Below are 12,728 nucleotides of genomic sequence, written 5' to 3'. Positions count from 1 at the left end.
AATTTCGTGAATGGTTGTGCGATGCTACAGTCATCCCAATTTGTCACAGTACTTCGACCGCAGAGCGCATCATGTCGTCGTTCACGTCGATGTAGCGCTGTGTGGTCGAAAGATGCCGGTGGCCCGCCAACATCATGATGGCTTTGGGCGAGATGCCTGCGTGCGCGAGGCGGGTGATGAACCACCGGCGACCGCTATGGCTGGAGCCGCCCTCCAAGCCCGCCTGATCGTACCATCCTCCCATAAGCTGACACAGCGTGTTCGCGCTGAACGCTGCGCGCTTCTGCGTGACCAGCACCGGCTGCACGCGGGGAGGGAGGGAGGGCAAGGAGGAACGGAACTGCTCGATCTCACGTCGCAGCCGGGCATTGAGAAACACTACACGGGCGTGCCCGCCTTTCGTGACGGCCGCGCTGAGCCGCAGCTGCTCGCGCACCTTTCCCTCTCCGTCGAGGAGGTCGCCCCAGCGGAGCGATGCGATCTCACCCACCCGGAGCCCTGCCAGATAGCTCAGCATGAGGGCCATCCGGTTGCGCGGGCCGTAGCGCCCTTGGCTCACCACCGCTGTGAGGCGCCTGAACTCTGCCTCGGTGGGCACACGCGCTTGCTTCACCGAAACCTCATACTTCAAGCTGTTTCGCTGCAAAGTATGATATTTCCAGGCCCGCGTGAGGGCGAGCACGCAGATGCGCTCAATGGGATCAGAGACTTAGCCGCAAACGTCATAGAAGCTATGTTTTATGATGTTTTGCCCGTGCAGCTGATCCACCCTCCAAGCTCGCACTCCCTCGCCAATGGCTGCACGGCTCCCTCACGCTACGAGCGAGGAGCCCCCTATGCGCCTAATCGACGCCGCCACCCGTGAACTGCTGCTGTCCAACGGCCGGGATCGCGACGCTGACCACCACCCGGTGCTCAAGCTGTTCAACCCAACGGGGCCAGCCACCTGGCTTATCTGCGCGATGGAGACCGACGGCGACACCCTCTTCGGGCTGTGCGATCTCGGCTTCGGCGAACCCGAACTCGGCTATGTGAGCCTCGCTGAGATCGAGGAGGTGAGCGCGGGTCTCGCGATCGGCTTGGAGCGGGATACCTCGTTCCGGCCCACTCATCCCATATCCGTCTATGCACGTGCGGCGCGCGAGGCCGGGCGAATCGTCGATTTGGGTCAGCTACGCTCAGTGTGAACTTTGACGTCGTTTGGGGAAGGCGGCTGCGAGGTGGATGACCGGGGGCAAATGCAGTGCGCCCTGAGCGGACAACAACCGCGGTGCGGCAGGCGAACGTCGATCGCGGACAGCCGCAGCTTGGGCTATAACCTTCACTGATGCCGTCTTCCATCCGCTGCACTCCGGCGAGTTGCGCGTGTTGTTCGAAGGTAGGTCCGGCTACGGCTTACCGGAGCCGATACGAAGTGCAGGTCCCATGTCGCCGCCAGACATTGATTTTAAATCCATCCGCCTTCACCGCGGCGTCCAGTCCGATGCGTTTGAGGAGTTGTGCTGCCAGCTGGCGAGCGACGAGGCAAAAGCCCTCAAGGCGCGGTTCATCCGCAAGGGCAAAGGGGCCGACGGCGGCGTAGAGGCCTTCGCCGTCCTACCCACGGGGCGCGAGATCGGATGGCAGGTCAAATATTACTGGAACATCGACGCAGCGCTGAAGAGTCTGACCGATTCGCTGGCCACCGCTCTCGCCACGCACCCTGCGATGGATCGGTTCATCGCCTGCATTCCCTTCGATCCAGCAGATGGCCGCCGGGCCAAAACCACCAGCGCGCTCGAGAAGTGGGAGGCATGGCGAAAGTCGGAAATAGCCGGAGCAGCGGCGAAGCATCGAATGGTGGAGATCGAGCTCTGGCCGGCACAGAGCTTGCGGGACCGCCTAGTCTCCGACGCGCGGGCAGCGGGTCGGATCGCCTTCTGGTTCGACGAGACTTTGCTCACGGAAGCGTGGTTCGCTGAGAAGTATGCCCGGGCAATGAAATCACTTGGCGCCCGCTACACGCCTTCGACCAACGTCAAACTTCCCATCCGCCATGCCATTCTGGCGCTGACCGGCGCCCGCGCCTTCCTCGCAGAACTCAGGCAGCTTACCGCAGACTTGGCGCAGGCCCGGTCGCGAGCACCTGACACGGCTGGACCGAGGGCAGGCAAGGCCTGCGGGGCGGTCGACGCTGCGCTAGCGGCGATGCAGGCTGTGATCGACAACGAGCCTGACGATCTCCCTCAGGTGGAACTCGCCGCCCTACTGGCTAACGCGGAACTCGCCACGTCCGAGTGGCGACAGGTTGATGAATTGCAATCATCGCCTGACATAAGTCGGCTTCTAGGCCGCGTCGCCGATGCGCACGAAAGATTGACTTCGCGCCGCTGGTCTCTCGTCAATGCGCGGCTGCTGCTTGTGACAGGCGAGGGTGGGCGGGGAAAATCTCATCTGCTCGCGGATGCATGCCAGCATCAGATTGATGCCGGCAACCCTGCCATTCTCATCCTGTCTCATCTCCTCAGGGATGAAGATCCCTGGCTCCAGATCGTGGCCAGTCTCGACCTGCCCCGGCACCTACGGGTTGAGGAGTTCCTCGGGGCTCTGAACTCCGCGGCTCAGGCTGCTGGCGTTCGCGCTTTGGTGGCGATCGATGGCATCAATGAACGCGGTGGCCAGACGCTGTGGTCGTCGCGGCTGGCTGGTTTTCTCCACGATGTCCAACCGTACCCGTGGATCAGCGTCGTACTCTCGTGCCGTACAACCTATCTCGACGCCACTATCCCAGTCGAGTTGGACGAAGCCATCCTGCCTAGGCTAGAGCATACGGGCTTTTCAATTTCCGACGCGGCTCGTTATCTCGACATGCGCGGGGTCACAACCCTAGACGCCCCGTGGCCGTTGGCCGAGTTCGACACACCCCTGTTCCTGAAGACCCTCTGTGACGGACTGGCTCTGAGCGGGGGCACGACCCTCCCGAAGGGCTCTCAGGGCATTTCGACGATTTTCGACCTCTATGCAAAAGCGGTTGCAGGTGCCGTTCAGCGCGACATGGAACTGACACCTAAGCTCGCCTATGTGCCGCGGCTGATCGCAGCCTTGGCGGATGAGATCGGCCAAACGGGGAATTCCGCCATCCCTTACGTGCGGGCTGATGAAATCGCAGTTTCTATCCTGCCCCATGACGGACGCTCGAAGCGAGACCTTCTATTTCAACTGATTGCTGCGGGCTTGCTTGCGACGGATCTATACGACAAATATGGCGAGGTTGTGCGCTTCACCTTCGAGAGGTTCGGCGATTTCGCCGTCGCCGAGGGCTTAATCCGCGGCTGTCTCAATGCAAACGATCTCAAAGCTAGGCTGACACAGGACAGCGCATTGAAGCGAACCTTGACAGGTGACTTGTATTGTGGCGGCGTTCTGGAGGCTCTAGCGGTCATGGCGCCCGAGCGCTTTGGAATTGAATTGCTGGACCTTCCAATTCCGCGCAGGATACTATGGGAAGCGTCCCACGCTTTCAGCGAAAGCCTGATGACCCGGGAGGCGACCGCCTTTACCGATCATACTTGGGAACTGATCCGGCAACAGGGTGGTGCGAACGGCGAATGGGACGCCCGTATCCGGTTAGCGAGCGAGCCTGAAGCCGCGCAGAATGCGGAGGCCCTGCATGCACGCTTGAAGGCTTTGCTGATGCCCGAAAGGGACGCCGGCTGGTCTGTCCACCTAGCTCAGTCGAGCGGAGCGGCTAGCCAGCTGATCGACTGGGCCGTGAAGCCGCGTAGTGGCGTGCTGGCCGAGCCCCGAGCATTGCTGGTGGCCATCACTCTGACTTGGTTCCTCTCGACGAGCCATCGTGGTTTGCGGGACCGCGCGACCAAGGCGCTGGTGGCCGTTCTGGCCGACATGCCCGGCATTGTCGCTCCGCTGATGGATCGGTTCATCGATATCGACGACGGCTATGTCACCGAACGCCTCGTTTGCGCCATCTATGGCGCTGCTCTGCAAGGTCGATGGATACCAGACGCAGCAGCGCAAGCGGTCCAAGCGGTAGACCAGGCGCTCTTCATCAAGCGACCACCCCCAGTGAACTGCCTCACGCGCGAACATGGTCGGCTGCTGATCCGGTGGGCGATCGTTCACGGGGTGGTTCCGGCAGATTACGACGATGCCCCCTCGCGCGGTCCGTTCAGCTCACCCTGGCCCATCGAACACGTGCCGGACACGGTGATTGACGGTTTCACGCGGATCTATGCCGGCGGCCACGTTGGACGTGATTCCATCGTTGCTTCCTGCGTCAAGGACGGCGATTTCGCCCGCTACGTGCTGGACAGGGCAGTGGACGCGTGGAGCCCGGCACGCCGTGGGACAAGCCCCCTGCCGACCCGGGAGATGCTTTACGAGGCTTGGCAGCGGGATTTTGAAGCCGAGGCTACGTCGGAAAGCCGGGCAGCCTATCTAAACCTTACAGAGGCCCTTGCAGAAGATTATAGGGAGTCTCGATGGCACGAGGGGTCGAAGGCGGCGGCAGCCAAGGCGGCGTTCGCGGCGGCCGCTGGCCCGGAGATGTACGAGCGTTGGCGGGAAGAGGCCGAGAATTGGCGTCGCGGCGGTATGTACCAACGCCACCAACCCCGTGAATATGCAGAGTTCAACCTGGCTTGGGCCCGCCGCTGGGTGTGTCTACGCGCGCATGAGCTAGGCTGGTCGCAGACACTGCATGGAGACTTCGACGACACCATCCACAACGATAGAATGTCCCATCATGCCGAGCGGATCGGCAAGAAGTACCAATGGCTGGCGCTGTATGAGTTGCGCGCACGGATGGCGGACAATCTAGAGCCGACAAAACCCGAAGCCGGCGCCGAGCCGGATGAATTGCGCGCGATTGATCCCTCGCTGCTCGCCGGAACCCGGTTTGGAGAGGAGGCTGACCCAGCCTACGAAGTCGAGGGTGAGATGATGCCACTCACGATCCCAGAGTGGACCCGCTCGATCGTACTACCTCCAGTCGCCTTGGCCGATGCTTTGATTTGGCGAGATGATCTTGAGGATCTACCCGACGGTCTGGATGGTCTTGAGATCATGATGGAAAATCAGCCCTGGCTAGTTTTGAAGGGCTTCGACAGCTGGCGCGGTGGCCCAGAATCCCTCAACCGGCAGCTATCAAGATGGGTGACCTGCTTCGTCGTCCGTCGAAAGGATCTCGCGGCCTTTCTGAAGCTGGTCGACGGGAAGCTCGAGCTGGATCACGATCACATCCTTGAAGGCGAAGAGCGGGTTCGGTGGCGGAGCTATCTTGGCGAACATCCGTGGCTATGGGGCGAGGAAACGGTCGACGGGTGGAACCGACCCTGGATGCTCAGCGAGCGTCGCCAGGATAAGGAACTGCTGGTTCGAGGAACGACGATCGGCTACCTCGCCGAAGAACGCAGCTACGATCAATCACTCGCCATGACCGTTGAGGCGAGCTTGCCACGCCCTTGGCTGATGCAGGCACTTGATCTGCGCCTTGGTGACGGGCGAGCGATCGCATACGTCGATCGCAACGGGCGCACCCTGTTCCGCGACCCTACGGCAGAAGGCGCTGCAACGACGACGGCCCTGATCGACCGCATGGCTTTCCTTGACCTCCTCGCTCGTGAAGGGCTGGCTGCGGTGTGGCTGATTGCCGGTGAGAAGAACGTCTATGGCGGTAGACCGGGCGACGGCTTCGGCGGACGGCGCTACTATGCGAGGGTCGCGCACACCACTGGCGGTCCTCTGACGCTTAGAGAGAGAGTCACTAGACTCGACAGTCCGTCATCGAAACAGTTGAGGGCCCTCGGCGGTTTCTAATTCGGCAAAATCGGAACCGCCTTTTAAATCAAAGATCGGGCACGTAAAAGGGCATGAGCGTCAACCAGCTGCGTAGGCGGTCGTGCCTGCCTCTGGAGATCGTGCCCGCCCGGCGAAGGGGCTGCGCGGTGACCCGCAGATTCTCCACCCGGATCACCCAGCGGGATGTGCTGGAGCAGGCGGTGGCGGCGCATGCCACGCGGCTCGGCGAGAAGCTGCGGCGCGACGGTCTCGCGGTCTCGGCCGTCACCGTCTTCTACCACACCAGCGAGCACGACCGCGGCGACCCCATGCGGTCGGTTTCAACGGTGGTTCATATGCCCGAGGCGACCGATGACAGCCGGCACCTGATCCAGGCGGCGCTGCGGGGGGTGGAGAGGACCTGGAAGGAGCAGGGGCCATCGCCCTGGCGCTACAGCAAGGCCGGGCTCGTCACCACGGACCTCGTGCCGCTGGACGACGCCCCACGCCCTCTGTTCGACGCGCACGACCGGGAGAAGTCCGGCGCGCTGATGGCGGCGATGGACGCCTGCAACAGCCGGTTCGGGCGCGGCGCCGTAATGCCGGCGCGGGCGGGGCTGGTGGAGAAGCGCATCTGGTCGACGAAATTCGAGATGCGCTCGCCGCGATTCACGACGCGGTTGAGCGAGGGTTCAAGCGTCTCTGCCGCGCTTGAGGCATGATGGATATTGCCAGAGCGCTTTATTATAATCGCAGCTCCGATAGATTTATATACAAATATAAGCCAAATTTTGTCATGAACATTTAACGATAGACTATTTTCTTAAATGCGACGTAATTTGAAATATAGACGCTACGCTGGCGCAATAATACAGCCTCTTGCGCCAGCGCCCACAAATATCGTTTTGTTATAATGTCTGATGATCTTTATTTAATATTTATTCAGTCAAGCAATCATTCTGGAATTTTCACGCACTATTTGTGTGGTGCTGTCAACCTGTGCTACGGCTGCAGCTATAGCGCTGACACCATCAGCGATCTGTCCAGCACCATGGGAGGCGGCCTGCATCGAGCCCGACATCTCTCGCGTCACCACGGCCTGCTCCTCGACCGCAGCGGCGATCGCAGCTGAGATCGCGTCGAGGTCCCGGATCGTCGTCTGGATCGTGCCGATAGCAGCGACGGCCTCGCGCGTGGCGCCCTGCGTCGCACTGATCCGGATCCGAATTTCATCTGTAGCTCGTGCGGTCTGGCCGGCCAGCGCCTTCACCTCGGCAGCAACGACGGAGAAGCCCCGTCCAGTTGCGCCCGCCCTGGCCGCCTCTATAGTCGCGTTCAGCGCCAGGAGATTGGTCTGCTCGGCGATGGACTGAATCAGGCTGACCACCTCACCGATCTGCTGAGCCTGATCGCTCAGTCCGGCCACGATGGCGCCGGTGTCGTGCGCCTGCGTCACCGCCCCCGGGAGATCGTGGAGGCGTGCGAGACCCGCTGGCTGATCTCGGCCACGGAGGCGGCGAGTTCTTCCGCTCCCGCCGCCACGGCCTGGATGTCGCCGGACACCCGCTGAACAGCATTGGCCGCTTGGCCGCTACGCTCAGTCACGTCCCTCACCGCATCCCCAATGGCCGTCAGGTCACTCGCGATTGTGCGGCCCGCCTCGGCCCGCCGTAGCCGGTTGAGCACCTGCGGGGTGACGTCGGTGGCGAATTTCACCACGCGCAGGACCCGCCCCTGCGCGTCGAGTATCGGGTTGTAGGTTCCCTGAATCCAGATCTCGCGCCCGCCCTTGCCGAGGCGCTTGTACTCTGCCGCCTGGAATTGGCCGGCCCGCAAGGATGTCCAGAACGCTCCGTACGCGGCGGTGTCGCGTTCGGACGGATCCACGAACAGGCCGTGGTGCTGGCCGCGGATCTCGTCGAGCCGGTACCCGAGCGCGTCGAGGAAGTTCTGGTTGGCGTCCTCGATGATACCGTTGGGAGTAAAGGTAATCACGGCCTGCGAACGGTCGAGGGCGGACAGCCGACCCTCGGTGTCGAGGCCGCGCCGCTTGGCCTCAGTGATATCGGCCGCGACCATGACGATCCGGGCGATGTGCCCGCGTCGCCCGCGCACGGGATTGTAACTCGACCAGAGCCAGACCTCGCGGCCATCCTTTGCAAGCCGCAAGCCTTCCCCTTCGCGGGGCGTGCCGCGCATGAGATCGTCCCAGAGGGCTTGGCAGACCGGACCGTCCTGCTCAGCGACCGGCAGGAGCATGCGGTGATGCAGGCCCTGCAGCTCGGAGGGTGCGTAGCCCATCATGGCGAGGAAGGTCTCGTTCGCCGACAGGATGGTGCCGTCCGGGCCGAAGGTGATCATGGCGTGCGATCGATCGAGAGCGCGCAGCGTGGAACGCGCCATGAAGCCGTCGAACTTGAACATCATACCATCTCCATTCTCATCGATCGGCGCAGAAGGCATTGAGTTCTGCAGGCGAGAGAGCGAGATACAGTAATCGTCCCGACTTCTATCAAAACGATTGAAGATTCATCGTCGCAAATATAACAGCGCCATTCGCTATCATGATAGGCGCACGAGCAAGCTCCCACCCCCGCGGCATCACCGGGCCTGCCGACGCGTATCGGTCGGCGTGCAGCCGAAGCGTCGGCGGTAGCGCTGCGCGAAGTCGCTCATATGCACGAAGCCCCATCGGCGTGCCACATCGGCGATCGACTGGTCCGCGTTGTCCGGGGAGGTGAGATCCGTGTGAACCCGCTGCATGCGCCTCTCAATGATGAAGCCCAGGGGCGTGGTGCCCAGTTCGCGCTTGAAGGCCTGTTGAAGCGTGCGTACGCCGATTCCCGCGGCGGCCGCGACGTCGACGAGCTTCAGGGCCTCGCCGAGATGCGCATCGATATACTCCGTAGCCGCGCGCAAGCCCTGCGAGGAAATCGCCCTAAAGTCACGCCTGGGCGCATCCGGACGGCGCGGCCAGCAGGAGAGGAGCTGGTAGCTGACGATCTCCTCGAACAGCGGATAGAACAGATCCTGCGCCGGGTCGATCTGCCGCAACCGCCGATGGAGCTGCCTGAAGCATGAAAGGAACGACCGCATCGCCAGCGTATCAACCGGAGCCACCGGCTCGAATTCGGGATGGGTCTCATCATCCGCGCCGTCGAGCGCCCGGTGGCTGGCCAGCAGGGCGGCCCGGGTGACCGTTCCGCTGATCGCTGCGAAGCGGGCCGAGGCCTCCTCGCTGCGCATGTCTTCGAAGGCCACGAACATAGCTGTGCCGGGATAGCCGCGGTGCTCGCCGTTCTGATTGCGTCGGATCATCCAGCCGCGTGTCACGAAGCGGATCGTAAACAGGTCTGCCTCGAGTTTCGGCACCGTCAGGAAGCCGGTGTCCGACTGGGTGAGCCAGATGCTCATCGTCCGGCTTTGCCCACCTTCAACCGAAAGATGCGGGCTGGCCTTGCGAAGCGCGTGGAAATCGACCGCGATCCCGCCATGCTCGTTCAGCAGATCGAACGCCCGCTCGCTTTGTAGTTGATGAGAGAAAAAAGATTGTGGACGCCAGGGAATTGGCCTTCTTACCGCTTCCTGCATCCAGGGCACCCAGTCACTAACACGAACCAATGATTGGTATTTGAGACAGCGCGATAAAAATTCCTTTGTCAAGAGATGGGGTGGGGGAGTAGGTTATATCACTCCAGATTGCTTACGCCGGCCGCCTTGGGGTTGCGTATCTACCTCGGCCGTTGTCTCGACAATAGGAGTGGTTAGCCGACGAGGTGACGGCGGAAGAAGTCCGACACGCGCGTTCGGTCCAGGCTCGCCGCCTCGGGGCCGAGCCCATGGCCCTCACCAGGGTAGTAGTGCATCTCCGGCGCCCGCCCGTGCGCCCGCAGCCGGGCTTCGAGCCGCCGCGCCAGCGCGACCGGCCAGAGCTTGTCCTCTTCGCCGTGGCTGATGAGGAGCGGCCCTGCGTAACGCTCGATGGCGATCGGCGACCGCGGATCTAATCCCTCCGTTGAGCCATGCCAGCGCCAAGCCCGCTTCGACCAGTCGATCGGCTCGCGATGACCGATATCGGCATTGGCGATCAGGAAGGCGGGCCAGACCACGTCGGTGGCGGCCAGCACCGCGACGGCGCGCGGCAGATCGCGACTTGCTTCGCCGGCCATGAGGCTCGTCAGCAGCAAAGCGTGCTCTGCCCCGCGCGAGATGCCCCATAAACCCATCGGGCCGGACACCCTCGGGTCCGTCCGCATCAGGCGGAATGCCTCGACGGTCTCAGCAAGCTCGACATCGAGGATGTCGCCAGCGCGGTAGATGCTGCCGCCCCGGCTGTAGGGGAAGGGCGCGGCGACGAACCCCTGACTAGCCAGAAACATCGCCATCGTCTCGGTCCAGCGCCGGTTGGGTCCTTCCGACCCGTGCAGCAGCAGCACGCAGGGCGCGGGACCGCGCCCAACCGGCACGTAGATCAGGCTTCGGCGGGGGCCTGTCTGTGTCTCGACGGGATAGAGTTTCGGCGGGGCACCCGGTTCTGTAGCGCTAGTCGTTTGCGCAGCCGTGGAAAGTGCGGCAGCGAGGAGATTGCGACGGTTCATGCAGCCTCCGAACAAATCACGCACTACCCGCCTGCAATTTGATGCGGTGTCAAATAGGATCGGCTTACCAGGGAGTGCGCAACCTCTCAGATCACAACGTCACCGGCCCGAATTTGCTCGATCTCGTACATGTCATACAGCCACTTCTCCATCAGCTGTCGCATCTCTGCATCCACATGCCCGATTGCATCGGACACACATACGACTTCGAATTGACGTTGTGCCGCATCGGCCGCTGTCAAACCCACGCAACCGTCCATGAACACACCTGCTAGCATGAGCTTGGTTACGCCGCCGGCGTGCAGCGTCGCTTCGAAATTGGTATGGAGGAACACGCTATTCTGTGTTTTCACAATACGGGTGGCCGAAGGTGGAGCCACATAGCCTCCAACGGGCTCAGCATCCGGCGTACCTTCGATCAGGCATGAATAATCGTACTTAATCATTAGCCGCGACCATGTGCTCTTGTCGGGCTGATGAACCGTAACAACATCGTAGATGGGGAGATTTGCTCGCGCGCATCGCGAAGCCAAGCCGTTGATCGCAGGAAGCATGTTTTCCACCTGCTTTAAACGTTCCGGCTTGCGAAACATCCACTGTTGCATGTCGATGATGACGAGGCCGAGCATGGACTTGGCGACCGCTCAAGGTGGATCGATAGCGCACTATGAGGCTGCAAGTGAGTGACAAGAAAGCCCACCAGGGGTCGGAACAAGGCTTATGCACGGTGGTGCTCACCCTCGCGAACGCAGCGTAGCTGTCCTGAGGTTGGAGCCAAAGGCCATGGGTAAGATCGCCCACCAGATCGCGGAGTAGCAGTGCGCAAGCCATGACCCGCAGCGCATCACCAAGTACGCATCGTAGGTATATCAGTACGCTTCATCTGAAGATTGGTCAGCCTGATACAAAATATTAACCGCCCAACCGAGCGCGGCCAGCAATAATCCTCGAAGTCTTCGCGATCCACGCGAGGCAATTCCGAGGGATCAGCTCATGTCGTCGTCCATCACGCTCTCCGCTGCTACTCGCCAGAACCTGCTGTCCCTGCAGGACACTGCTGCGCTGGCAGCCACCAATCAGGGCCGCCTTTCCACGGGCAAGAAGGTGAACTCGGCCCTCGACAACCCCGTCAACTATTTCACCGCCGTGGGCCTCAGCGATCGTGCGTCCGCGCTGTCGGATCTCCTCGACGGCGTCTCCAACGGCATCCAGACCATCCAGGCAGCCGCGAAAGGGGTCGATGCGGTCACCACCGTCGTCAAACAGATGCAGTCGGTGGTGACCCAGGCGCAGTCCAACGCTACCTCCAACCTGCCCAAGCTGCAGGGCACCCGGGCACTCGCCACGGCCGGCGAGGCCACGGCGACGGGCAAGAGCATCTACGACGTATCGATGGGCAAGACCCTCGCGGGCACGGCCGCGGCGGCCACCTCGAGCACTCCTGGCGTAGTGGGCATCAACACGAGCAACGCCAACCAGATGCAGCTCAGCGCGGGCTTCACCACCTATAAGTTCGACATCGGCGCCACCGACACGGTGAGCGACCTCGTCAACAACATCAACAAGTCGGGCATCGCCACCGCCACGATCGATGTGCAGGGGCAGTTGCAGATCACCGGCACCGGATCGGACACCCTAACGGTGGGCTTGGGCAAGACCACCTCGGGTGCGTTCGCGGTGGATGCCACCGAGACCGCTAAGCTCACCGGCGGCGCCACACCTTCGGCGGCTGGCGGCACCTCCGCGCAGCGCTCGGCCCTGGTGGGGCAGTTCAATGCGTTACGGACCCAGCTGGATCAGGCCGCCCGGGATGCCGGCTTCAACGGCACCAATCTGCTGGCCGGTGACAGCCTGAGCATCGCGTTCAACGAGAAGACCGGCGCGGCTAAGTCCAAGCTGGACATCCAGGGCACGTCGCTATCCGCGTCCGCGCTGGGCATCGGCGAGTTCAAGGACAGCGCCACGGCTCAATCGGGCGCCGACATCGGCATCCAGAACAATGCGGACCTCACCAAGGCCGCGGATGCGCTGAGCAATGCGTTGGCAAACCTGAAATCCATCTCCTCGACGTTCGGCTCCAACCTGTCGACGGTGCAGAACCGGCAGAACTTCACGAAAGAGATGATCAACGTGCTGACCACCGGGGCGGCCAACCTCACGAATGCCGACATGAACGAGGAGGCAGCGAACTCGCAGGCCTTGTCGATCCGGCAGTCCCTGGCGGTGTCGTCGTTGTCTCTGGCGAGCCAGGCCAGCCAGGGTATCCTTCAGTTGCTGCGCTGATCGATATGTGCAGCAGAGGAGCCTTCTGGGGCTCCGCTGCTGCCATGAGTGACGGACGCCCGCAGATGC

9 protein-coding genes and 1 pseudogene are annotated in these 12,728 nt (G+C 62.2%); 4 read left to right on the top strand and 6 right to left on the bottom strand.

Translation table 11 applies throughout. From position 1 onward, the window contains the following. Positions 1 to 43: 43 nt before the first annotated feature. Positions 44 to 682 carry a tyrosine-type recombinase/integrase gene (locus F1D61_RS27810; RefSeq protein ID WP_246775575.1) on the bottom strand — a complete coding sequence of 213 codons (639 nt, stop codon included), beginning with the start codon at positions 680 to 682 and terminating at the stop codon, positions 44 to 46. Between the two features lie 154 nt (positions 683 to 836). Between F1D61_RS27810 and F1D61_RS27805 the strand changes: the two genes are divergently transcribed. The 3 genes and pseudogenes from F1D61_RS27805 to F1D61_RS27795 all read left to right on the top strand — a co-directional run. Further along, a complete protein-coding gene (locus F1D61_RS27805) occupies positions 837 to 1,187 on the top strand; it encodes a DUF2958 domain-containing protein (protein ID WP_203155295.1) in 351 nt (116 codons plus the stop codon). A gap of 238 nt (positions 1,188 to 1,425) precedes the next feature. Continuing rightward, complete coding sequence (locus tag F1D61_RS27800) at positions 1,426 to 5,817, top strand: hypothetical protein (protein ID WP_203155294.1); 4,392 nt, start codon at positions 1,426 to 1,428, stop codon at positions 5,815 to 5,817. 68 nt (positions 5,818 to 5,885) lie between these two features. Continuing rightward, positions 5,886 to 6,500, top strand: a pseudogene (locus F1D61_RS27795) (DUF4113 domain-containing protein); the annotation flags it as partial. A gap of 224 nt (positions 6,501 to 6,724) precedes the next feature. On the opposite strand, the gene F1D61_RS35140 reads toward F1D61_RS27795, so the two are convergent. The 5 genes from F1D61_RS35140 to F1D61_RS27775 form a co-directional block, all read right to left on the bottom strand. Continuing rightward, positions 6,725 to 7,234 carry a methyl-accepting chemotaxis protein gene (locus F1D61_RS35140; protein WP_348649397.1) on the bottom strand — a complete coding sequence of 170 codons (510 nt, stop codon included), beginning with the start codon at positions 7,232 to 7,234 and terminating at the stop codon, positions 6,725 to 6,727. Next, positions 7,231 to 8,202, bottom strand: a complete 972-nt coding sequence (locus tag F1D61_RS27790; RefSeq protein ID WP_348649396.1) for a PAS domain-containing protein — start codon at positions 8,200 to 8,202, stop codon at positions 7,231 to 7,233. The genes F1D61_RS35140 and F1D61_RS27790 overlap by 4 nt, the downstream gene beginning before the upstream one ends. Positions 8,203 to 8,379: 177 nt before the next feature. Further along, positions 8,380 to 9,369, bottom strand: a complete 990-nt coding sequence (locus F1D61_RS27785; RefSeq protein WP_203155292.1) for a helix-turn-helix transcriptional regulator — start codon at positions 9,367 to 9,369, stop codon at positions 8,380 to 8,382. Positions 9,370 to 9,542: 173 nt separating this feature from the next. Further along, complete coding sequence (locus F1D61_RS27780) at positions 9,543 to 10,214, bottom strand: alpha/beta hydrolase family protein (protein ID WP_246775574.1); 672 nt, start codon at positions 10,212 to 10,214, stop codon at positions 9,543 to 9,545. Between the two features lie 248 nt (positions 10,215 to 10,462). After that, positions 10,463 to 11,005 carry a cysteine hydrolase family protein gene (locus tag F1D61_RS27775; protein ID WP_203155290.1) on the bottom strand — a complete coding sequence of 181 codons (543 nt, stop codon included), beginning with the start codon at positions 11,003 to 11,005 and terminating at the stop codon, positions 10,463 to 10,465. A 364-nt stretch (positions 11,006 to 11,369) separates the two neighbouring features. Between F1D61_RS27775 and F1D61_RS27770 the strand changes: the two genes are divergently transcribed. Further along, the gene (locus F1D61_RS27770; RefSeq protein ID WP_203155289.1) at positions 11,370 to 12,659 is read left to right on the top strand and encodes a flagellin; all 1,290 of its coding nucleotides are present in this window, start codon (positions 11,370 to 11,372) and stop codon (positions 12,657 to 12,659) included. The last annotated feature ends 69 nt before the right edge of the window (positions 12,660 to 12,728 follow it).

It is taken from the genome of Methylobacterium aquaticum, assembly GCF_016804325.1.
GTDB lineage: Bacteria > Pseudomonadota > Alphaproteobacteria > Rhizobiales > Beijerinckiaceae > Methylobacterium > Methylobacterium aquaticum_C.
This window is presented reverse-complemented; position numbering and strand designations above follow the sequence as displayed.